The sequence below is a fragment of the Enterococcus sp. DIV1083b genome, assembly GCF_051713705.1.
GTDB lineage: Bacteria > Bacillota > Bacilli > Lactobacillales > Enterococcaceae > Enterococcus_D > Enterococcus_D casseliflavus.
Genome location: NZ_JBIOQJ010000001.1, coordinates 1511944 through 1533713, shown reverse-complemented (window position 1 = coordinate 1533713; position 21770 = coordinate 1511944). Strand labels below are relative to the sequence as shown.

The window sequence follows — 21770 nt, the reverse complement described above, 5'->3', positions numbered from 1 at the left end:
ATATAATCTTCTTATATTCAGAATATATACATAATAGCACAGAATAATTAAATTTTAAACTAAAAACTTCGCCATTTGTACGATTTATTCAATAACACTTTTAATAAAAAAATACTAGGATACCCATCCTCTAATCAGAGTGGATATCCTAGTTTTTAAAATCGGCGAAAACGTTGATACCTTGCCTCAAGCAATTCATCTGTTTGCAAGGTAGAAAGTTCGGCAAGTTTCTTTGAAATTGCCGCTTTCATCTGTTCCATCAATTGCTCTTTCGGTAAAAAGGCCTCTTCATGGGTTTCAGCAATCACTTTTTCAATAACACCGAGTTCATATAATTCTTGAGCTGTGATCTTCATCAAGCCAGCAGCTTCTTTGGCACGGCTGCCATCTTTCCATAGGATCGAAGCAAAGCCTTCGGGAGATAAAATGGCATAGATCGAATGTTCCATCATCCAAACCTCATCGCCTAATGCCAGTGCTAAGGCACCGCCGCTGCCGCCTTCACCAATGATGATTGCCAAGATCGGTACCGTTAAATCGGACATTTCCATCAAGTTACGGGCAATCGCTTCGCCTTCTCCGCGCTCTTCCGCGCCAATACCGCAAAACGCCCCTGCTGTATTGATCAATGTGACCACAGGTCGCTGAAATTTTTCTGCTTGCTTCATTAAGCGTAACGCTTTGCGATAGCCTTCAGGATGTGGCGAGCCAAAGTTTCTGCGTAAATTTTCAGGCAGATTACGGCCTTTTTGAATACCGATCACGGTCACTGGCTTGCCATCTAAACAAGCAATGCCGCCAACAACGGCTTCATCTTCGCCAAACAGACGGTCTCCATGAAACTCTTCAAACTCAGAAAAAATGCCGTCAAAGTAATCCAGTGCCGTCAAACGGTCTTTGCTGCGAGCGAGTTCAACGATTTCGTGGGCTGCTCTAGTCATTACGATCCCATCCTTTCCGCGTATGCAAAGAAATCAAATGGTGGATTTTCTCCCGCAAGTTCGTCCGCGGAACGATTTGATCGACAAAGCCATGATCTAACAGAAACTCTGCCTTTTGAAAGTCTTCAGGTAGTTCCTGACGAATGGTTTGTTCAATCACACGTCGTCCAGCAAAACCGATCAAGGCTTGCGGTTCTGCCAGGATGATATCCCCTTCCATCGCAAAACTAGCGGTGACGCCACCGGTTGTCGGGTCCGTTAAAACCGTTAGATAAAACAAGCCAGCTTTACTATGGCGTTTTACCGCCGCAGAGATTTTTGCCATTTGCATCAGTGACAAAATTCCTTCTTGCATCCGTGCACCACCTGAAGCGGTAAAAAGAACAACTGGTAGCTGTTTTTCGATCGCACGTTCAAACAAACGGGTAATCTTCTCCCCCACGACCGTTCCCATACTGCCCATGATGAAATTCGCATCCATGATCCCGATCGCTAACGGCAATCCTTGAACTTTTGCTTCTCCTGTGAGGACAGCCTCATGCAACCCAGTTTTTTCTTGCATTTGGGCGACTTTATCCAAATATCCAGGAAAATCAAGAGGATCTTTTGTGGTTACATCTGTGTCCCATTCTTCAAAACTTTTCTCATCAATCGTGATAGCGATTCGTTCCCAGGCACTGATTCGGAAATTATACCCGCAGTGAGGACAGACTTTCTCTGCCCCCATCTCCTTCGTATAAAGCGTTCGTTTGCAACTAGGACATTTCGCCCAAAGATTATCTGGTACGACTGGTTCGTTCGTTGGCAGCTGACCTCGATTAGGATTGATGCGAATGTAGTTTTTCTTCTTAAATAAAGCCACTCATCTTCCCTCCTATTGTTCAGGTGTCCAATTTGGCAGAAATTCCTCTTGTAAAAAGGCGGTTGTATAGTCTCCCGCAATCACTTTCGGGTGACTGATCAAGTCCATTTGGAATTCTGCATTCGTAATGACACCATCGGTCACTAATTCGGCTAACGCCCGCTGCATCTTCATCAACGCTTCGAAACGGTTCTCGCCGTGAACGATCACTTTAGCGATCATAGAATCATAATAAGGTGGAATCGTGTAGCCAGAATACATGGCACTGTCTACACGAACGCCTAGGCCGCCACTTGGTAAAAACAAATTGTTGATCTTGCCTGGTGACGGTGCAAAATTGAAGGCTGGATTTTCTGCATTGATCCGACATTCGATCGCCGCGCCCGTCATCTTGATGTCTGCTTGCGTCAAACCTAGCGGTTCACCACTAGCGACTTCAAGTTGTTTTTTGACTAAATCAATGTTTGTCACCATTTCGGTGATCGGGTGTTCCACTTGGATTCGAGTGTTCATTTCCATGAAATAAAACTCCCCAGTGTCCGCCATTAAAAACTCGATCGTGCCAGCATTACGATACCCTACCGCTTGTGCGGCACGCACCGCTGCTTCTCCTAGTTCTGCTCGCTTGCTTTCAGAAATCACCACAGAAGGGGATTCTTCCAACACTTTTTGGTTGTTGCGTTGTAGCGAGCAATCGCGTTCACCAAGGTGGATAATATTACCAAAAGAATCACCTAACACTTGCACTTCTATGTGTCGAGCAGGATAAATGATTTTTTCAATGTACATTTCATCGTTGCCAAATGCCGCTTTCGCTTCTTGCTGCGCCGAAGCAAAATGATGAGGCAATGCTTCTTTATCTGCGACTTTCCGTATCCCTTTACCGCCACCGCCGGCCGCAGCTTTGAGCATGACTGGGTAACCAATCTCTTCAGCGATCGTTAAAGCTTCTTCCACATCAGAAATCGCGCCTTTGCTTCCGGGAATGACCGGTACTTCTGCTTCGATCATCAAGCGTCTTGCATTGATTTTGTTTCCCATTGCATCGATAGTCTCACTCTTTGGCCCAATAAAGACGATATTGCATTCCTCGCACATCGCAGCAAAGCGGCTATTCTCTGAAAGAAAGCCAAATCCAGGATGGATCGCCTCAGCCTTTGTGACGATCGCAGCGCTTAGGATCTGCTGTACATTCAAATAAGAGTCGGCTGCTTTGGCAGGTCCGATACAAATCGCTTCATCGGCAAGCTCTGTATGCAACGCTTCTTTATCTGCTTCTGAATAAACGGCGACCGTTTGAATACCTAATTCGCGACAAGCGCGAATGATACGTACGGCGATTTCGCCACGGTTTGCGATCAATACTTTAGAAAACATGTCTCACCTATCCAATCATGAAAGTCAATTCTGCTTCCGCCACTTTTTTCCCATCAACATAGGCAATTCCTTTGCCGATGCCAGCTGCAGATTTCACTTTGATTATTTCTACTTCTAAGATCAAGGTATCGCCTGGTGTTACTTTTTTTCTGAATTTTGCTTTGTCTAAACCGCCAAAGTAGGCAGTTTTCCCACGAAAATCTTCCAATGATAGCAATGCCACAGCACCTGCTTGTGCCATTGCTTCCACGATCAATACTCCGGGCATCACTGGTTCATGGGGAAAATGACCTTGGAAAAACGGCTCATTGATAGTAACGTTTTTCTTCGCAACGACCCGTTTGCCTTCTTCTAACTCCTCTACCCGATCCACTAAAAGCATCGGATAACGATGGGGGATGATTTCTTTGATTTCTTGAATCGTTAATGCGCTCATTGCTTTACCCTTCTTTCACACGGAATAATGGTTGATTGTATTCAACGATTTGTTCGCTTTCAACCAAGACTTCAACTAATTCGCCATCGACGTCGCTGACGATTTCATTCATGACTTTCATCGCTTCAACGATACAGAGAATATCACCTTTTTTCACGTGATCGCCGATTTGTTTGAAGTTGTCTTTATCAGGACTTGGTTTCAAATAAACGACACCCACTAATGGAGAGACAACTTCTTTGCCCTCTAAAACAGGTTTTGCCGTTTCTACTGTGTCCGGTGTTGCTGAGACAGCAGGCGTTGGTGCAACAGGAGTTGGCGCAGCATTCGCTGCAGGAGCAGAAGCAGGTGCAGAGGATGCACTTTGTAGCCCACTTGTCGTATTTTTATTAAAATAAAGTTCAAATGTCTCTTTTTTTAATTGAAGCTCAGTTAACGTCGATTGATCGAATTGGCTGAGCAGCTCTTTTACCTCATGTGTTTCCAATTACGCTTCCTCCCAACGTTTCAGCAAGATCACTGCATTATGACCGCCAAACCCAAGTGAATTACTCATGGCATAGGTCAATTCTGCTGGCTGGCTTTGATTGATAACAACGTTCAAGTCGATCTCAGGATCTTGTTCTGTCACGTTGATGGTTGGTGGAATAAATTGATGTTGTAATGCTAATAGTGAAGCAATGGCTTCGATTCCACCAGCCGCTCCAAGCAAATGACCAGTCATTGACTTTGTACTGCTGACATATGGTTTTTTATAGTCTTCGCCCAATCCGTATTGGATCGATGTCGCTTCTGCACTGTCATTGGCAGGCGTGCTTGTACCGTGGGCATTGATGTAGCCAACTTCAGCCGGGGTGATCGCTGCTTCTTGCATCGCCAATTTCATTGCTTTTCCAGCACCTGATCCATCTGGATTTGGCGCAGTCATATGGTAGGCATCACAGTTCGCACCATACCCTACGACTTCACCTAAAATCGTTGCCCCACGTTTTTGCGCATGCGCCAATGATTCTAAAATGAAGACACCAGCGCCTTCACCCATGACAAACCCACTACGATTTTTATCAAACGGAACGGAAGCTTTGTCAGGGTCTGATTCAGTGGTTAACGCCGTCAGAGACGCAAAACCAGCGATACCGATTTCACAGATCGTCGCTTCTGAACCACCAGCGATCATGACATCTGCGTAGCCATGCTTGATGTTCCGAAAAGCTTCACCGATTGAATGGGTACCAGAAGCACAGGCGGAAACAGTCGTCGTACAAATGCCTTTCGCACCTACCCGTAATGCAATGTTGCCGGCAACCATATTTACGATCGACATCGGTACAAACATTGGTGATACCCGGTTTGCTCCTTTGTCATGCATCCGAATTACTTGGTCTTGAATCGTTGGCAAGCCGCCGATCCCTGAACCAACCATCACGCCAAAACGATCCACATCAATGGTTTCTGTATCTAACTTCGCCATTTCCATCGCTTCTAACGCCGCATAAATTCCATAAATGGAAAAAAGATCCATCCGCTTCGTATCTTTTTTAACGAAGTACTTTTCTAACGGAAAATCTTTGACCTCAGCGGCAACTGAGATCCCAGTTGCTTCTGCGTCAAATTTTGTAATCGGGCCGATGCCGTTGGTCCCGTTTTGTAAACTTGCTAAAAATGTTTCTGGGTCATTTCCGATTGGAGAAGTGACGCCGTATCCTGTAACTACTACTCGATTCATCTATTCTTCCTCCTACCCTTGCATTGCCATCCCGCCGTCTACACTGATCACCTGACCAGTGATGTAGGGGCTTTTTGCTAAAAAGACTGCTGTTTGCGCAACATCCTGTGTGGAACCAAAACGCTGTAATGGAATATTTGCCAATGATTGTTCTTTGACTTTATCCGACAGCACTTCAGTCATCTCTGTTTCGATAAATCCTGGGGCGATCGCATTGCAGGTGATCCCCCGAGCGGCACCTTCACGAGCGGCAGATTTCGTAAAACCGATCACGCCAGCTTTACTTGCCGCATAGTTGGCTTGCCCGATATTTCCCGTCAAGCCGACCACACTCGTCAAATTGATGATGCGGCCTTCTCGCAGCTTCATCATTTTTTTCAACGCGTGCTGCGTCATATTGAAGGTACCAGTCAAATTGATTTTGATCACTGAATCAAAATCTTCGGGTTTCATTCTCAACAATAATTTGTCATTCGTGATCCCGGCATTATTGACTAAAATGTGGATCGGTCCGACTGCCGCTTCTGCTTCTAAAAGCATGGCTGCCGCTTGATCAAAATCAGAAATGTCCCCATTGATCGCTACACATTTCACGCCGTAGTTGGTGATGCGATCGATCAGTGACTGAGGAATTTCTTTTCGTCCATTTAAAACGATATTCGCTCCTTCTTTGGCAAAGGCTTCCGCGATGGTAAAACCGATCCCTCGCGAGCTACCAGTTACAAAGACGTTTCTATTTTGCAGATCCATAAATTCCTCCTAGTTGAATCGGGCTAGTGTATCTGCCAACGTTTGGCTATCTTCTACACGCGCAGTCTGGATTTCTTTGTCTATTTTCTTCATAAAACCGCTCAATACTTTTCCTGGTCCGATCTCGATGACTTGTTGGATGCCAAGCTGCTTCAGTGTCGCAATGCTTTCGTAAAAACGCACTGGCGATTTCACTTGCAGCGTCAACAGTTCCTTGATTTGGTCTTGCTGCATTGGCTGCGCGGTCGTATTGCTGATGACAGGTATTTGCAACTCATCAAAGGTGATTTGAGCTAATTCCTGTGCTAATTGCTGCGATGCGGGTTCCAACAAAGCAGTATGGAAAGGACCGCTGACATTTAAAGGAATCACCCGTTTGGTTCCAGCAGCTTGTAACAATTCCACCGCTTTATCCACTGCCGGCGCTTCACCGCCAATGACGATCTGCTGCGGCGTATTGTAATTCGCTGGTGTCACGATCCCCACTTGACTTGCTTCTTTACAGATTTCTTCAATCGTCTCAGCGGGTGTGTTCATCACAGCGACCATTTTCCCAATACCTGCTGGCGCCGCACTTGCCATATACCGACCGCGCTTTTGCACCAATGCGACTGCTGTCTGGAAATCAAGCGCACCACTAGCGACTAAGGCTGTATATTCGCCTAAACTCAAGCCAGCAACAGCATCTGCTTTGATTCCTTGCGCATCCAAAAGTCGCCAAAAAGCCGTACTTACCGTTAAGATGGCAGGCTGCGTATATTCCGTCTGGTTTAAACGTTCGTTTTCAGTAAAGCATAGCTCGGCCATATCATATCCTAGAATGGTGCTGGCTTGTTCAAACGTCTCACGAACGATTGCTTCTTGGTGATAGAGCTCTTCTCCCATTTGGGGGTACTGTGCGCCTTGACCGCTAAATAAAAAGGCTGTCTTCATCTTGCACTCCTTCATTACTTTGATCGTTGTCGTTGGAGAACATGGCTTCTTGCAGTTCGTCTATGAATCAGCAAAAACACGTTCTTAAAAAGGAAAGGCTAGGCTGTCTGCCTAGCCTTTGTTTTATGCTTGTTGTTTTTCTACATATTTAACTAGATCTTCAACGGTTGTGATACCATCTTCTGTTTCGATCTTCACATCGAATTCATCTTCGATCTCGTTAATGATTTGGAAAAGATCCAAGCTGTCTGCTTCTAAATCTTCTTGGATGTTTGTGTTCAATTTGATTTCTTCTTTTTCTTTTCCTAATTCTTCTGCTACGATTTCTTGAATTTTTTCGAATACCATGTGTATATTCCTCCAATGTGTTTTTCAATAGTAATTTTGTTTCGTGAACAAGTTATAAGGTGGCTAACATAGTTCCCCATGTCAATCCGCCGCCAAAACCTGAGAACACCACTTTTTGACCACTGCCAAGTGACAGTGTACCTCGTTTGATTTCTTCATCTAGCAATAACGGAATCGAGGCTGCCGAAGTATTGCCATAATCTTGCATATTTTGCAAAAATTTCTCACGGGGCTGCTTCAGCTTGCGAGCAACTTTGTCTAAAATACGTGAATTTGCTTGGTGAAGCAAAAAATAATCGATTGCTTCATCTTGTGTCAGATCATTGATCGAGGCGACCACATCACGCGTCGCAAAATCAAAGATTTCTCGTCCAATCATTTGCATACAAGCACTATACGCCGGAGCGTTTTGTGAAAAAGGATTCTCATTCGTTCGAAAACCAGATGTTAAGGACATGCCTCGCGTCCCATCTGCTTTTAAAGACTCTTTGAGCAAATGCTGCTCTGAAGATGCTTCCAGCAATAGACCGCCGGCACCATCTCCGAATAAAACAGCCGTCGAACGGTCGTTCCAATCCAAGACTTTTGAAAGTACTTCTCCACCGATGACCAATCCTTTTTTAGCGCCCGTTCGAATCAGTTTTTCAGCCATAGACAATGCATACACGAAACCAGCACATGCTGCACTGATATCAAAAGCAAAGGCATTGACTGCCCCAATCGCCCCTTGGACTTGGCAAGCAACCGCCGGTGTATTGAAATCCGGTGTGATCGTCGCTACCAAGATAAAATCTAGACTTTCTGCTGAAAGCTGAGCATCTTGCAAGAGCGTTTGAGCGACGCGAATACAAAGGTCTGAAGTGTTTTCGCCAACAGCGACTCTTCTTCGTTTGATTCCCGTGCGAGAATGGATCCATTCATCTGAAGTATCCATCAAATTTGATAGATCATCATTTGTTACGATTTTTTCTGGAACATAACTTGCAGTCGCGGTAATTTTTCCAAACATATTCATCCATTATTCTCACTTATAATCTTGTAAAAAGTCATGCAGATTTTTCAGTGCTTTCAACAGTGCCTGTTCCTCTTCAGGAGACATCTGACTCAAGACACCTTTCACCATCTCACGATGAAAATGCTGATGAACACGATAAAGGAGTTTTCCTTTTTTCGTCAAACCTAGTTTGACGACTCGCCGATCATCTTCACTGCGAATCCGTTCTACATATTCTTTTTTCACCAAACGATTGATCGCGATGGTCAAAGTCCCAACAGTGATCGAAAGCTCTTTGGCAACTTCAGTCGTGGTCTTTTTTTTGTACATCCCGATGGCTTCGATGGTATGCATTTCGGTAATTGAAAGGTCTTTGAATTGAGATTTTTTCAATTCAGATTCTTCAATCACTAAGATGTCATTAAAGACGCTGACTAAGTAGTCATTAACTGTTTCTAAATTGGGTTCCATAACCTTCACCATCCGAATACTTTGATAATCAAATCATTTGATAGTCAAACTATATCGGAAGTTATTGAGAAATGCAAGAATTTTTTCGAACTTTTTTTATTTTTAAGCGCATTTTTATTTAAGAATTGATTTTCTAAGATTTTAAAAGCTGCGAGTTGACAAAATAATCTGTTTCCGTTATAGAGAAATTTCCTTTGAATGTCAAAGTTTATCATTGCGTTGCCTCCACTCTATTTCTAATTTTTTCTTGTCAATGGCCAGCAAACGTTGCTCTCTTACGCTTCATCTGCTACTCTTTGGAGGAAGGAGAGGAACGATCGATGAATCCGAACAAAGAGTTTTTAAAAAACAAAGCAAATGCACTGCCTGAAAAGCCTGGTGTTTATTTAATGAAAGATCAGCACAACGAAGTCTTGTATGTAGGAAAAGCCAAATCATTGAAACAGCGTGTCGTTTCTTACTTCCGAAAAAATCAGCAGCATGCCAATAAGGTGCTTCGACTTGTTTATAATGTCGTTGATTTTGAAACGATCGAAACAGATACAGAATTGGATGCACTATTACTTGAATGTCGTTTGATCCAAGCTTTTCATCCTATCTACAACCGACAAATGAACCATTCAGCCAACTATTGCTTTGTTGACTTGACGAATCATACCTTCACGATCACTCAAACACCACAAATTGGCAGTTATGGCCCCTTTCGGCAAACAAAAAAATTGCCAGCATTGTTTCAATTATTGTCAGAAACCTTTCAATTGCCGACTGTCAACGAACTGACGCTATTAACCTTACGTAAGCAGCTCCCTCAAATGGATGCGTATCCCTTGGAAGAGAAGTGGCGGGAGATCGGCTGTTTTTTTGCAGGAAAGAAGACCGACTGTTTTTCACTCCTTAAAAAACGCTTGGCATACCTGATTGATCACTTATTGTTTGAGCAAGCTAGTGTACTGCAGCGCGAGATCCATTTAGCAAAAAGCTTTTACCAAGAAATCGTGAGGGTCAATCAGTTTATTCAAGAACCAGAAGTGATTTTTTCTATTCCCCTTGACTTAGAGGAGCCAGGATCACAGACGACTCAAATCAAATACTATCAAGTTAGCTTTGGCAAGTTGATCCAAACAAAAGTTCTTTCTCCCGAGGAAACATTCCAGCCACTCCCGCCAGCAAGCGCTGCGCTTCCTTTAGCCCCGGAAGATCTCGATCCATTAGGGATCATCCTTAATCACTTGTATCGCCAAGAAAAAGCAGCAGATAAATAAAAAACAGCAAGCCCAAGTAGGCTTGCTGTTTAGAAATGAGAAAGCGACGACGAACGTCCCACTCATTCTTATTGGATCAAATCATAGATTTCCATGGCTACAATATCAACATTATCAAATTGATAAGATTGACTTGATTCTGCTTCCGTTAATTCAAACGTTTCTGTCGAATTGTCATAAGTAACGGTACATTTTTCGACGCCTTCTTTTTCAAAACGACGTACTTGAACTTCATTGTCTTGCGCTTCGACCATCGCTTCTAAACGTTTGATGATAGCGACTAATTGCGAACTTTTCATTCGTAAGCCTCCTTTTTCTGTCCGTTATATTGTATCAAAACATCCTCTATCTTGCATTGATTTTTCGTATTTTTTTTGTCATTTTAAGATTTTTTTCCATCTTGCCACCAAAGTTTAATCAGCGCCTGCGTTCCGTCATTTTCGAAGCCTTTTTCAGCCAACTGATCATACAATTTTTTAGCTAAAGCGGTGCTTGGCAAATCCAATCCCATCTTCTTGGCCTCATCCAAAGCGATCCCCAAATCTTTGATGAAATGTTTGACAAAAAAGCCTGGTGAATAATCCTCTTTTAGGATACGAGGACTATAATTCGTCATGGACCAATTGGCTGCCCCACCACCAGAAAGGGTTTCAATCACTCGTGGTAAATCAAGACCCGCTTGGTTCGCATAGACCAGCATTTCTGTCATCCCCGTCATGGTTCCGGCAATCATGATCTGATTGGCCATTTTCGTATGCTGACCTTTCCCTGCCCCTCCTTGAAGTTGAAACGTCTTTCCTAATACTTCAAAAAGTGGTTTTACTTGTTGGTAAGCTTCTTCATCGCCACCAACCATAATCGTTAGCGTAGCGTTTCTCGCACCAAGATCCCCACCAGAAACTGGCGCATCGATACTCGCTGCTCCTTTTTCCTTCGCTGTCTGGTAGATTCGTTCTGCCAAATCAGGTGTACTGGTGGTAAAATCCACCAATGTTTTGCCCGTCACAGCCGTTTGAAAAATCCCTTGAGGCCCATAGTAAACTTCTTCAACGTCGGATGGATAACCAACCATTGTAAAGATGACTTCACTTTCTGATGCAACTTCTGTTGGGGTGTCACACCAAATTGCTCCATTCGCAACGAGTTCATCAGTTTTTTCTTTCGTCCGATTGTAAACATTCACTGTATGTCCTGCAGCTAAGAGATGACCAACCATCGCTTGACCCATGACACCAGTACCGATAAATCCTAATTTCATGCAGATCCCTCCAAAATAAAAAAGTTCATGTCTTTAGTATACGCTAAAAACATGAACTTGCGAAAATTTTCTGTTTAATCGATCGTTCGGCGAAAGGCCTTTAATTTTACTTTGAATTTTTCTAGCGTCTGCTCGGTTTCTTTTTCGATGCGTTCTGTTTCATAATAAGCGACCATGTCATGGTAGAAAGATAGCATCGACTCACCGAAGCGCAATGCCGAGATCTCGTACATTTTTCTAGCAAGAACTTCGGGATCAGCAGGAATCTTTCGTTCATAATAATCAATAAATGCTTTTGCGAAATCCCGATCACTCTCATAGGTGACGCCTAAAGACGGATCATCGATCAAGGTGTTTAAGTAGTCATTGCCTTCAACGACTAACGGTGTTCCAGCAGCCATTGCTTCCGTGTAAGTCAGTCCTTGTGTTTCTGATGTGGAGGCACTGACGAAGTAATCGGCAGCATGGTAATAGATCGCCACTTTATCATTTGCCACTTCACCGACAAATTGAACATGGTCAGATAAAGCCATATCCACCACTTTTTCTTCTAATTTTTCTTTATGCGGACCTTTCCCAACGATCACTAATTGCGCATCAGGAATCTTCGTTAAAATTTCTGGCATGCCGTCGATGATTGCTTGGATATTCTTTTCATAAGAAATACGACTGAGGGAAAGCAGCATGGGTTGATTCTCAGTGATGCCCAATTTCTCCCGCAATTCTTTTTTCATGTCAGTTGTAATATCCGGTCGGCGAAACTTCTCAACTTCGATCCCTGTGGGGATGATCCGCATTGGTGAAACCACACCATACCCTCTCAGCGTATCGATGACCCGTTCACTTGGACAAACAACACCTGTCGAGTGGTTGGCAAATAGCCGTGAAAGATATTTCACGTGAGATGGTCGTAAGACTTTCCCGTTTGCGATGTAGTGCAAGTAATCTTCATACATTGTATGGTAGGTATGGATCACAGGAATCTGCAATTTACGCCCCACCATTTTCCCCAACATCCCAGAACCAAACTCTGTATGGGTATGGATCAATTCCAATTCTAATTCTTTGGCGATCAAATAGGCATACAACATGCCGCGAACCACGATTCGCCGATCTTTGAAGGACACAAACGGGACACTTGGCATGCGAATGATATCTTCTTCATCCAGATCAGCATTTGGATCGGTCGTTGTAAAGATATACACTTTATGGCCTTTTTTCTCAAGCTCTTCTTTCAATGTCTTGATCGATGTCGCCACACCACTTACCTGGGGGAAGTAGGTGTCTGTAAAAAATCCGATTTTCAAAACGGTACCTCCAAACTTTACATTAGTTTCTTCATTCCGTATTCATCACTTTTGTATAAACCTCTTGTAATTTAAACCCAATTTCATCAATACTCTTTTGCTTTGCTGTTTCATAACCCGCTTCACTCAATGGTGGTAACGTGCCTTCCACGATTCCTTTGATTTTCTCAATAAATCCTTCATTGGTTTTTTCCATGTATGCATTGCGCCCATTACTTAGCCACCCTTTATAAACAGGAATATCCCGAACAAGCACATTTTGGCGGCTGGCTAACGCCTCAAGGACTACGATCCCTTCTGTTTCTTCATAAGAAGGAAAGAAGAATAAATCGGCAGCGGAATATGCGCCTTCGATGATATCCCCTTTGATATAGCCGGGAAACAACACATTTTCTGGATGGTCTTCATTGACGAGGTCGCGGATCTGTTTAGGAATCGTCATCATTGGTGTATGACCAAACCAGATAAGCGTATACTCAGGCAATTGTCTAGCTATCTCTACAAAATCAAGAATGCCTTTTCGTTCAAAAAATAAACCGACGGATATAATGACTTTTTGATCTGGTAAGAGATTGAAATACTCACGAAAGGCTTTTTCTTTCTCTTGATCCGGCTGATATTTGTCAAGATCGATGCCGTTTGAGATTGCCTCGATCGGTACTTGGATACCATACCCTTCCAAAAGTTCTTTCGAATAAGGAGTCGGTGTGATCAACTGATCGGCTCTAGAATAAAGATTGATCAAATATTTTTTATATAATGGCGAAAGCTGGTTTGAGCCGATAAATGAATTCCGAAAATCCTCTTCTGTAGAATGGGCATGGTAAATCACTTTTTTCCCTTGTCTTTTGGCTTTGTTGACCATGTGCATACTATTGATCCCATACGTGTTGATATGAAGGATATCATAGTCCTCATCATTTTTATCAAGAGTAAAAGGAATCCCGACAGATGCCAGTGCTCGTTGCTGATGGGCCAACGCTCGACCGATACCTGATTTAGCTAATAATTTTTCTCCTTCAAAATAAAGAAGTACTTTCAAAGATGATTCCTCCTTGGAAATGCTTATATCTGATATTAGTATACCATAGGCAATCGGAGACATACTCCTACCATGGTCCTAGATTTTGTTCCCCATTTAATCATGATACGTGAAAAACCTACGGAATCATAGCTTTATACAAAGATATGACAAAATTGTTCGTTTTCTGAAAAAACGAGCAGGCTGTTGCAAGTCAAATCGAACAAGAAGGCTTCTTATAACAAAAAAAAAGGCAACAAGCAAAATTGCTTGTTGCCTAGAAATGATTAGTTTACATACTGTTCGATTAGCTCAACAACTTCTTCCATTGTATCGCAATCTTCTAAAGCACGTTTTGCTAATTCTTGCATGTCAGTCGTTGACAAGCGTTTCATTAAGCTACGTGTTTTCAGAACAGATGTTGCACTCATTGAGAACTCATCTAAGCCCATACCTACAAGAAGCGGCACAGCAGTTTGATCGCCCGCCATTTCTCCACACATACCAGCCCATTTGCCTTCAGCATGCGCTGAGTCGATCACGTTTTTGATCAAACGTAAAATTGATGGGTTGTATGGTTGGTACAAGTAAGACACGCGCTCGTTCATGCGGTCTGCAGCCATTGTGTATTGGATCAAGTCATTGGTACCAATACTGAAGAAGTCAACTTCCTTCGCAAACTTGTCTGCTAAGACAGCAGCTGCTGGAATTTCGATCATGATTCCGACTTGGATCTCGTTAGAAACCTCAACGCCTTCGTCAATCAATTTTTGACGCTCTTCTTCATACATTTTCTTCGCAGTACGGAACTCTTTCAATGTTGCCACCATTGGGAACATGATACGTAAGTTGCCGTGAGCAGAAGCACGTAACAACGCACGAAGTTGGGTACGGAACATGTCATCCCCAAGTTCAGATAAGCTGATACGCAATGCACGATAGCCTAAGAAAGGATTCATTTCATGAGGCAATTTTAGGTAAGGAAGTTCTTTATCGCCACCGATATCCATTGTACGGACAACCACTGGTTTGCCAGCCATTCCTTCTAAAACTGCTTTGTATGCTTTGTATTGGTCTTCTTCTGTTGGGAAATCAGGAGAATCCATGTACAAGAATTCAGTACGGTATAAACCGACTGCTTCTGCACCATTGTTGTGGACACCTTCTAAATCTTTAGGCGTTCCAATGTTCGCAGCTAATTCAAAGTGCTTACCATCAGCGGTAACTGTTTCAGCATCTTTCAATTTTTCCCATTCTGCTTTTTGTTCTGCGTAGGCTTTCCCAGCTTCAACAAATTCAGCTGCTTGGTCATCTGTCGGGTTGACGATAACGTCACCGATAATACCGTTAACAGCTAAGATGTCGCCCGCTTTCACTTTTGCAGTGATCTCCATTGTTCCAACGATTGCTGGGATTTCAAGAGAACGTGCCATGATAGCGGAATGAGAAGTACGTCCACCGATATCTGTTACAAAAGCTTTTACAAAGTTGCGGTCTAATTGTGCAGTATCACTTGGTGTCAAGTCATGCGCAACAACGACTACTTCTTCGTTGATCATTGAAGGATTAGGCAAAGTCACATTCAGCAAATGCGCCAAGATACGTTTTGCGACATCTTTAATGTCAGCTGCCCGTTCTTGCATGTAAGCATTGTCATCCATTGCTTCAAACATACCAATATACATGTCAGTAACTTCTTTCAACGCAGCTTCTGCATTGACTTTGTTATCTGTCACGTTTTGTTTGATTTGACCAATCATCTCAGGATCTGAAAGAACCATTAAATGAGCATCAAATACTTGTGCTTCTGCTTCACCTAAAGTTTGCGCTGCTTTGTCACGGATTTGTTGTAATTCCGCTGTTGACTTCGCTAACGCATCATCTAAGCGTGCTTCCTCTGCTACAGTATCTTCAACTGATACTTTTGAAAAAGATAAATCAGGTTGTACTAACAGGTAGGCTTTCGCAACGGCTACACCATCACTAGCAGCAATTCCTTTTAGCATCTCAACCATTATTCAGACAAACCTTCTTTTTTCATTGTTTCTACGATTGCAGCGATTGCATCTGCTTCGTCAGCACCTTCAGCAGTGATAGTTACATCAGAACCTTGGCCAACGCCTAATGACATTACGCCCATGATTGATTTAAGGTTTACTGATTTACCTTTGTACTCTAAGTTGATATCAGAGTTGAATTTGCTTGCTGTTTGAACCAATAATGTAGCTGGACGTGCGTGAATCCCTGTCTCAGCAACTACGTGAAAATCTTTCTTTTCCATATTGATCAATCTCCTTTATGATACGTTTTTTTGTGTGAAGGCAAAATTTCCATGCATGCAATGACACCCGAAAAAAATCGCCCTTTCAACTGTTAAGATTACCATTTTTTTCCTCGATAGACAACCGTTTTCTCTTAAATAAACGATTGAAATAAATGTCCTATTTATTTTCTTGCACATAACGGTAGATGATCTTCCCATTTAAGCCCGCTTCTCCGACAAAAGAAGACCGATCTTCCAACTGGAGCCAGACATCTCTAAACGCCAGGAATTCTGGCTGTTGGACAATCAATTCTTGGATCTCTCCATTGCGCAAACGCGTTATTTCTGAAGCAAAATCTCTGTTCTCCATCCTAAATTCTCACCTCTTTCTTTCTATTATAATGGAATTACTTTTTATTTAAAAGACGCTTCTGCTAATGAAAGAGCGGCAAAAATTTTTACGAGTAAAATTCTTGCAGTCTGACAAAAAGTTAGTATAATAGAATTATGGTCAGTAAAGGTCAATAACACATTACCTCGAAGATGACCGTTTCTATGCACACAGCCCCTTTTCTTTTACAAGTGTAAAAAAGCGCCGTAAAATAAGGGTGTTGGAACAAATATGAAAGGTCGTGAATCTATGCTTTGTCAAAATTGCGGCAAAAATGAAGCGTCTATTCATTTATATGCCAGTGTCAATGGTCAAAGAAAACAACTCGATTATTGTCAAAGTTGTTACCAAAAATTAAAAGCTCAATCTGGGAATGCTGCAGCTGCAATGGCGCAAGATCCTTTTGGATTCGGCAATATTGATGATCTATTTCGTCAAATGTCTCGCCAGATGCAGCAAGGAAATACCCCTTATGAACAAACCCCACCGACGCAAACCGGCGGTAACGGTTTTGTCGGTGGACAGCCTCCACGCAATAACCAAGCACCTGCAGGTCTGTTAGGAGAATACGGTATCAATATTACCCAAATGGCTCGTGATGGCGAAGTCGATCCAGTCGTTGGTCGTGATTCAGAGATCAAACGAGTGATTGAGATCCTTAATCGTCGAACAAAAAACAACCCTGTGCTTATTGGTGAACCTGGGGTTGGGAAAACTGCCGTCGTTGAAGGGTTAGCCCAAAAAATCGTAGATGGCGATGTGCCACAAAAACTGATGGACAAAGAAGTCATTCGTTTGGACGTTGCGTCTCTTGTTCAAGGCACAGGTATTCGTGGACAATTTGAAGAACGCATCCAAAAATTGATTGAAGAAATCAAGCAAGCAGAAAACGTGATTTTGTTCATTGATGAAGTCCATGAAATCGTTGGCGCTGGTGCAGCTGGCGACGGAAATATGGATGCTGGAAACATCTTAAAACCAGCTCTTGCTCGTGGAGAACTACAAATGGTCGGAGCAACGACGTTAAATGAATACCGCATCATTGAAAAAGACGCTGCTTTAGAACGCCGTTTGCAACCAGTACGTGTGGATGAACCTTCTGTGGAAGAAACGATCCGCATCTTAAAAGGTTTGCAACCACGTTATGAAGATTATCATCATGTGAAATATACTGATGAAGCGATCGCAGCTGCCGCTACCCTTTCTAACCGATACATCCAAGACCGATTCTTGCCTGATAAAGCAATCGATCTACTAGATGAAACAGGTTCTAAGAAAAACTTAACGATCCAAATCGTTGATCCAAAAACGATCGAAAAGAAATTACAAGAAGCAGAAGAGCAAAAACAAGCTGCCTCTCGAGAAGAAGATTTCGAAAAAGCTGCTTACTATCGCGATCAAATCAATAAATTGCAAAAAATGAAGGAACGCCAAATCAGCGAAGAAGAAACGCCAGTCATTACCGAAAAAGACATGGAACAAATCGTTGAAGAACGGACAAATATTCCAGTTGGTGAATTGAAAGAAAAAGAACAAACGCAATTGAAAAATCTTGCGGATGACTTGAAAGCTAAAGTTATCGGACAAGATGAAGCGATCGATAAAGTAGCCAAAGCGATCCGCAGAAATCGGGTCGGTTTAGGCAAACAAAATCGTCCGATCGGCTCTTTCTTATTCGTCGGTCCAACCGGTGTCGGGAAAACCGAATTAGCAAAACAATTAGCCTATGAGATGTTTGGTTCTGAAGAATCGATGATTCGTTTCGATATGTCAGAATACATGGAAAAACACAGTGTATCCAAACTGATTGGCTCTCCTCCTGGTTACGTTGGCTATGAAGAAGCGGGTCAATTGACTGAAAAAGTTCGTCGGAATCCATATAGCCTGATTTTATTAGACGAAGTGGAAAAAGCCCATCCTGATGTATTGCATATGTTCTTGCAAATTCTCGATGATGGTCGTTTGACGGATGCCCAAGGACGTACAGTCAGCTTTAAAGATACCTTGATCATCATGACAAGTAATGCTGGAACTGGCAAAGTTGAAGCCAACGTCGGCTTTGGCGCAGCGCGTGAAGGCATCACTCGTTCCGTGTTAAATCAATTGAACAATTACTTTACGCCAGAATTTCTCAATCGCTTTGACGGGATCATTGAATTCAAGGCACTTAGCAAGGACAACTTGTTATCGATCGTGTCCCTTATGCTGCATGATGTCAATCAAACACTTAGTCATCAAAAATTGCATATCGATGTTCCACAAGACGTGCAAGAAAAACTGGTCGATCTAGGTTACAGCGCAACGATGGGTGCTCGCCCATTGCGCAGGACCATCCAAGATCAAATCGAAGACGGGATTGCTGAATATTATCTTGAGCATCCTCAAGTCCGTCAGTTAAAAGCACAATTGGAGGATTCCGATAAAATCGTTGTAACTTCAGCTGAATCCTCTGCACTTCCTGAAGAAACACCTTCTGCTGAAGACGAAAAACCATCGGAAACAGATGAGCAATAACGTGTCAAAACGGTGACCAAACCGTTCGTTTTGCCAGACAACCATGTTTTGCCAAAAAATTGGGTAATTCCGAGTTGTCTGGCTTTTCTTTTGAAAAAAAACGACCTATAATGTTATTAATAAATACATAGAATGTGAGGTGAGTCTGGTGAAATTAATCAACGTTACAAACAGCCATTCTCGACTAGTATTGAATCAACTTGAAAATACCGACGCAGAACTTGTAAAGGTTTACACTGCCGGAGACACGACCGTGATCTTTACCTCAGCGCCGAACCACAATGAAATTTTGCTGATCAATAAAAAACGGAATATTCGCCCGACGGAAGTAGAAGAAATCAAAAATTACTTCTTGAAAAAATTACCTGATGGCTCCTATGATCCTGCTACGATCTCTGTGATCCAAATGCCCGAAGTGGTAGAAATCTCCATCAAAAAAACGTTGTCTTCCTCACGTTAGCTTTGCCTAATCACGTGTTTAAAAAATATCTATAAAAGGTGACTGTCGCAGCCCTCTTTTATAGATATCTTTTTTTGTCTTCTCTCCTCCTTCTTTCGCCTAGTACTTCGACCAACGCTACCTGATAGTCAAGCAAAAAAAGAGAGCGTTACGCTCTCTTTTTCAAGTATATTTATTAGAAATCATCGACTGGATCATCACATGTAGATTGTGCCAATCCTTGGTACTATGAACATTGCCAAAAAATGTAAATTTCTGCGACTCATTATGGATCAGCACGCCATCAGAAACCAGTATGTCTGAGTCTCCTAAGTTCGAACTAAAGTGAATCACATTTTCATTGTAAATTTTCAATAGTTTGTTCTTAATGACCGGAATATATTCAGGGTGGTTCAAAAGAGAAATACCAATGCGAATCGGTTCCTCTTTTTGGATAGGTAAATAAGATGCTGTAATCTGAGCGATTTTCCTTAAGAAAAGGGCTTCTTTTTCTATTACAAACGAATGGCGCTGCAAGACGGTCGCAATCAGCTCCTCCACCTCTAATACGCGTTCGTTCGTAGAGGACAAATCTTCAGTAGACACAAAACTATCCAAAAAGAGATGAAGACAGCCCCATGTATTCATCACTAATTCATAGGTAAGAAACGCTTCGATCGCTTTGGAAAGATGATACTTTTGCGACAAAACAGCCACAACATCGGCAGAAAATTCGACCAATGGATTCCCCGAGAGGTTTCGCAGCTGTTTCCCCAAAAGAAGTTTCTCTTGATCCGAGATCGTTTCAGGTATGAAGAGAAAAACCCAGAAATGATAAAAAATCTGTTCTTTCTCGATATCTTGCTGACTTCTGATCGGCAGCAGCTTGATCACTTGCTTTTCCCCATTGAGTTGCTTGATTTGCTCATAAATAGCGATGGAAGCTTCGTCTAATTCATTGACGATATAGCCCCTCAACACCGCATTCTCAATGATTGAAAACATAATGTCGTGCTTCACTTTTGTAGTTTTCAACGGCTCATATTCTTTCGCAGCTAATTCAACGCTTGCACGGGTGCGCTGATTGATGTAAACATTGCAAGCCATGATCTCAACTAAATAATGGTACATCCGCACACAAGGCTCGGCCCCTGTCAGATCAATGGAATCTGTGTTGTTATTGATAGTAATCGGGACATTTTGGATAACCAGCATTTTTTTCAGATAGCTGATCAATTTATAACAATAAGAAATACTAAAAATCAATTCTTCTGAGATGTCCACCATACGGGTCTTTCTTTTTCTTAACAAATAGGATAATAGACGATAATAAGGAGATTCTAAGAAATACTTCTTCTTTAGATTCACAAAAATATGCAGGCTTTGTTCTTCGTTTAATTCTCGTGACAAATAAACGGTTCTCTTTTTCAACAAAAAAATAGACTCGTCAAAGGTCGTAAACTCTCTCATATCTTCGGCGATTTCATTGATCAATATTTTCACCTGATACAAAGATTTGTTTATCGTTTCACATATTTTATCAAGAGACAGCTGCTTCTCCAAAATGATATTTCTAATAATAGTTAATTTATCTACCTGTTTTTTGGTTAAATAAAACCTATACAACTTTTCTATATACTCCAAAATTTTTTACCCGCCTTATTTAAAAAGTATCCTAGTTTCCAATTATAGTAAAATAAACTTAAATTTGAGCCTCTTTTTTCATTAAACGGACAATTTTAATAAAAACTTCAGAAAAATCCCCGCTTCTTTAAAACAGAACGGGTGAGAAAAACTTGTGAAACGATTCTTACCTTTTGTAACAAAAAAGCGTTGGAAACCATTAAAACGATCCTGTGAATTAGCTGTTTCCATAGACTAAGAAAAAATTCGTATTCTTTCATTGATTGGTAAGTGACTTGGAGAGTAAAATCATTTTCTAGCTGGACAAACTTCTTTGAGGAATCAAGTTCATTTCAAAGAGCTTGTAATAAAATATCTTCTCTTTTTAGCCAGCAATCTTTGTATTCATAAATGTTGATGATCGACAATTCATCACTGATCTCATTAATTGACCGCATAATTTCTTCATCATCCGAATCAACATTGCCAATCACATGCAAATCATAATGAATACCAGATTTATCCACGCACTCAACGATATAACTGATGACATCTCCCCAAAAATGTTCCAATCGATGCGTGCCTCCTGCTTTTTCTAGCCTTGAACGTTCAGCGATACACAAAACGTTTTTCGAAGAGTATTGCAAGATGTTGATTTCCCCTAGTGATTCTGCTAAGTAGTCAAGAACCGATTGACGATCATCCTCTTGATCCACAATTAAATTTCTCTCTAAAATCGTGTTCGTCTTGTTGCTGAAAAAGCGCACAGTCAACATGGTAGCATTCTTTTGTCCACTGAAATTTATTCTGGTTTGCAGCATTTTGATTCACTCCTTAAAAGAACTTTGATCCTC

General features: G+C 42.0%; 23 protein-coding genes. 3 read left to right on the top strand and 20 right to left on the bottom strand.

Annotated elements, in window-relative coordinates; genetic code table 11:
* Window positions 1-155: 155 nt before the first annotated feature.
* The 11 genes from IGI69_RS07040 to fabT all read right to left on the bottom strand — a co-directional run bounded on the left by IGI69_RS07040 (window position 156) and on the right by fabT (window position 8838).
* Window positions 156-941, bottom strand: a complete 786-nt coding sequence (locus IGI69_RS07040) for an acetyl-CoA carboxylase carboxyl transferase subunit alpha (protein ID WP_015509573.1) — start codon at window positions 939-941, stop codon at window positions 156-158.
* Window positions 934-1803: an acetyl-CoA carboxylase, carboxyltransferase subunit beta gene (gene accD / locus IGI69_RS07035; RefSeq protein WP_005225897.1), complete on the bottom strand. Its 870-nt coding sequence runs from the start codon at window positions 1801-1803 to the stop codon at window positions 934-936. The genes IGI69_RS07040 and accD overlap by 8 nt, the downstream gene beginning before the upstream one ends.
* 12 nt (window positions 1804-1815) lie before the next feature.
* Entirely contained in the window at window positions 1816-3180 is a 1365-nt protein-coding gene (locus IGI69_RS07030) for an acetyl-CoA carboxylase biotin carboxylase subunit (RefSeq protein ID WP_005225896.1), read from the bottom strand.
* A 7-nt stretch (window positions 3181-3187) separates the two neighbouring features.
* A complete protein-coding gene (gene fabZ / locus IGI69_RS07025) occupies window positions 3188-3616 on the bottom strand; it encodes a 3-hydroxyacyl-ACP dehydratase FabZ (RefSeq protein WP_005225895.1) in 429 nt (142 codons plus the stop codon).
* Window positions 3617-3620: 4 nt separating this feature from the next.
* A complete protein-coding gene (accB, locus tag IGI69_RS07020) occupies window positions 3621-4103 on the bottom strand; it encodes an acetyl-CoA carboxylase biotin carboxyl carrier protein (protein WP_016610184.1) in 483 nt (160 codons plus the stop codon).
* Complete coding sequence (fabF, locus tag IGI69_RS07015; RefSeq protein WP_016610185.1) at window positions 4104-5342, bottom strand: beta-ketoacyl-ACP synthase II; 1239 nt, start codon at window positions 5340-5342, stop codon at window positions 4104-4106.
* Window positions 5343-5354: 12 nt separating this feature from the next.
* Window positions 5355-6092 carry a 3-oxoacyl-[acyl-carrier-protein] reductase gene (gene fabG, locus IGI69_RS07010; protein ID WP_438740195.1) on the bottom strand — a complete coding sequence of 246 codons (738 nt, stop codon included), beginning with the start codon at window positions 6090-6092 and terminating at the stop codon, window positions 5355-5357.
* A 9-nt stretch (window positions 6093-6101) separates the two neighbouring features.
* Complete coding sequence (fabD, locus tag IGI69_RS07005; protein WP_154694429.1) at window positions 6102-7025, bottom strand: ACP S-malonyltransferase; 924 nt, start codon at window positions 7023-7025, stop codon at window positions 6102-6104.
* A 123-nt stretch (window positions 7026-7148) separates the two neighbouring features.
* Window positions 7149-7373, bottom strand: coding sequence for an acyl carrier protein (locus tag IGI69_RS07000; RefSeq protein WP_005225890.1), 225 nt, complete (start codon window positions 7371-7373; stop codon window positions 7149-7151).
* Window positions 7374-7425: 52 nt separating this feature from the next.
* A complete protein-coding gene (locus tag IGI69_RS06995) occupies window positions 7426-8388 on the bottom strand; it encodes a beta-ketoacyl-ACP synthase III (RefSeq protein ID WP_005225889.1) in 963 nt (320 codons plus the stop codon).
* 9 nt (window positions 8389-8397) lie between these two features.
* Window positions 8398-8838, bottom strand: a complete 441-nt coding sequence (gene fabT, locus IGI69_RS06990) for a fatty acid biosynthesis transcriptional regulator FabT (protein WP_008378199.1) — start codon at window positions 8836-8838, stop codon at window positions 8398-8400.
* 320 nt (window positions 8839-9158) lie between these two features.
* On the opposite strand from fabT, the gene IGI69_RS06985 reads away from it, so the two are divergent.
* Entirely contained in the window at window positions 9159-10100 is a 942-nt protein-coding gene (locus IGI69_RS06985; protein WP_154694428.1) for a GIY-YIG nuclease family protein, read from the top strand.
* A gap of 68 nt (window positions 10101-10168) precedes the next feature.
* Here the strand turns inward: IGI69_RS06985 and IGI69_RS06980 are convergent, their stop codons facing one another.
* The 7 genes from IGI69_RS06980 to IGI69_RS06950 form a co-directional block, all read right to left on the bottom strand.
* Window positions 10169-10399 (bottom strand): YkuJ family protein, encoded by a 231-nt coding sequence (locus tag IGI69_RS06980; protein ID WP_005225886.1) that lies wholly within the window; start codon window positions 10397-10399, stop codon window positions 10169-10171.
* An 83-nt stretch (window positions 10400-10482) separates the two neighbouring features.
* Complete coding sequence (locus IGI69_RS06975) at window positions 10483-11358, bottom strand: NAD(P)-dependent oxidoreductase (protein WP_438740193.1); 876 nt, start codon at window positions 11356-11358, stop codon at window positions 10483-10485.
* 74 nt (window positions 11359-11432) lie between these two features.
* Window positions 11433-12665, bottom strand: coding sequence for a glycosyltransferase family 4 protein (locus IGI69_RS06970; RefSeq protein ID WP_005225884.1), 1233 nt, complete (start codon window positions 12663-12665; stop codon window positions 11433-11435).
* Window positions 12666-12696: 31 nt separating this feature from the next.
* A complete protein-coding gene (locus IGI69_RS06965) occupies window positions 12697-13707 on the bottom strand; it encodes a glycosyltransferase (RefSeq protein ID WP_438740191.1) in 1011 nt (336 codons plus the stop codon).
* Between the two features lie 266 nt (window positions 13708-13973).
* A complete protein-coding gene (gene ptsP, locus IGI69_RS06960; RefSeq protein WP_438740189.1) occupies window positions 13974-15701 on the bottom strand; it encodes a phosphoenolpyruvate--protein phosphotransferase in 1728 nt (575 codons plus the stop codon).
* Window positions 15701-15967, bottom strand: a complete 267-nt coding sequence (locus IGI69_RS06955; protein WP_003126335.1) for a phosphocarrier protein HPr — start codon at window positions 15965-15967, stop codon at window positions 15701-15703. The genes ptsP and IGI69_RS06955 overlap by 1 nt, the downstream gene beginning before the upstream one ends.
* Before the next feature lie 160 nt (window positions 15968-16127).
* The gene (locus IGI69_RS06950; protein ID WP_005225880.1) at window positions 16128-16319 is read right to left on the bottom strand and encodes a hypothetical protein; all 192 of its coding nucleotides are present in this window, start codon (window positions 16317-16319) and stop codon (window positions 16128-16130) included.
* Window positions 16320-16589: 270 nt separating this feature from the next.
* Here IGI69_RS06950 and IGI69_RS06945 point away from each other — a divergent pair, with 270 nt between their 5' ends.
* Both IGI69_RS06945 and IGI69_RS06940 read left to right on the top strand, forming a co-directional pair.
* Window positions 16590-18854, top strand: a complete 2265-nt coding sequence (locus IGI69_RS06945; RefSeq protein ID WP_179190657.1) for an ATP-dependent Clp protease ATP-binding subunit — start codon at window positions 16590-16592, stop codon at window positions 18852-18854.
* Between the two features lie 148 nt (window positions 18855-19002).
* On the top strand, window positions 19003-19314 hold the full coding sequence (locus IGI69_RS06940) for a DUF1827 family protein (RefSeq protein WP_005225878.1): 312 nt from the start codon (window positions 19003-19005) through the stop codon (window positions 19312-19314).
* A 162-nt stretch (window positions 19315-19476) separates the two neighbouring features.
* On the opposite strand, the gene IGI69_RS06935 is transcribed toward IGI69_RS06940, so the two are convergent.
* Window positions 19477-20796: a helix-turn-helix domain-containing protein gene (locus IGI69_RS06935; protein WP_275855243.1), complete on the bottom strand. Its 1320-nt coding sequence runs from the start codon at window positions 20794-20796 to the stop codon at window positions 19477-19479.
* Between the two features lie 473 nt (window positions 20797-21269).
* Window positions 21270-21737, bottom strand: a complete 468-nt coding sequence (locus IGI69_RS06930) for a hypothetical protein (RefSeq protein ID WP_010748074.1) — start codon at window positions 21735-21737, stop codon at window positions 21270-21272.
* Between the last annotated feature and the right edge of the window lie 33 nt (window positions 21738-21770).

What these genes read in the sequence shown, in the direction of transcription:
- IGI69_RS07040 (WP_015509573.1), bottom strand. Translation starts at nt 941, where the DNA reads ATGACTAGAGCAGCCCACGAAATCGTTGAACTCGCTCGCAGCAAAGAC.
- IGI69_RS07030 (WP_005225896.1), bottom strand. Translation starts at nt 3,180, where the DNA reads ATGTTTTCTAAAGTATTGATCGCAAACCGTGGCGAAATCGCCGTACGT.
- fabZ (WP_005225895.1), bottom strand. Translation starts at nt 3,616, where the DNA reads ATGAGCGCATTAACGATTCAAGAAATCAAAGAAATCATCCCCCATCGT.
- fabF (WP_016610185.1), bottom strand. Translation starts at nt 5,342, where the DNA reads ATGAATCGAGTAGTAGTTACAGGATACGGCGTCACTTCTCCAATCGGA.
- fabG (WP_438740195.1), bottom strand. Translation starts at nt 6,092, where the DNA reads ATGGATCTGCAAAATAGAAACGTCTTTGTAACTGGTAGCTCGCGAGGG.
- fabD (WP_154694429.1), bottom strand. Translation starts at nt 7,025, where the DNA reads ATGAAGACAGCCTTTTTATTTAGCGGTCAAGGCGCACAGTACCCCCAA.
- IGI69_RS07000 (WP_005225890.1), bottom strand. Translation starts at nt 7,373, where the DNA reads ATGGTATTCGAAAAAATTCAAGAAATCGTAGCAGAAGAATTAGGAAAA.
- IGI69_RS06995 (WP_005225889.1), bottom strand. Translation starts at nt 8,388, where the DNA reads ATGAATATGTTTGGAAAAATTACCGCGACTGCAAGTTATGTTCCAGAA.
- fabT (WP_008378199.1), bottom strand. Translation starts at nt 8,838, where the DNA reads ATGGAACCCAATTTAGAAACAGTTAATGACTACTTAGTCAGCGTCTTT.
- IGI69_RS06985 (WP_154694428.1), top strand. Translation starts at nt 9,159, where the DNA reads ATGAATCCGAACAAAGAGTTTTTAAAAAACAAAGCAAATGCACTGCCT.
- IGI69_RS06980 (WP_005225886.1), bottom strand. Translation starts at nt 10,399, where the DNA reads ATGAAAAGTTCGCAATTAGTCGCTATCATCAAACGTTTAGAAGCGATG.
- IGI69_RS06975 (WP_438740193.1), bottom strand. Translation starts at nt 11,358, where the DNA reads ATGAAATTAGGATTTATCGGTACTGGTGTCATGGGTCAAGCGATGGTT.
- ptsP (WP_438740189.1), bottom strand. Translation starts at nt 15,701, where the DNA reads ATGGTTGAGATGCTAAAAGGAATTGCTGCTAGTGATGGTGTAGCCGTT.
- IGI69_RS06955 (WP_003126335.1), bottom strand. Translation starts at nt 15,967, where the DNA reads ATGGAAAAGAAAGATTTTCACGTAGTTGCTGAGACAGGGATTCACGCA.
- IGI69_RS06950 (WP_005225880.1), bottom strand. Translation starts at nt 16,319, where the DNA reads ATGGAGAACAGAGATTTTGCTTCAGAAATAACGCGTTTGCGCAATGGA.
- IGI69_RS06945 (WP_179190657.1), top strand. Translation starts at nt 16,590, where the DNA reads ATGCTTTGTCAAAATTGCGGCAAAAATGAAGCGTCTATTCATTTATAT.
- IGI69_RS06930 (WP_010748074.1), bottom strand. Translation starts at nt 21,737, where the DNA reads ATGCTGCAAACCAGAATAAATTTCAGTGGACAAAAGAATGCTACCATG.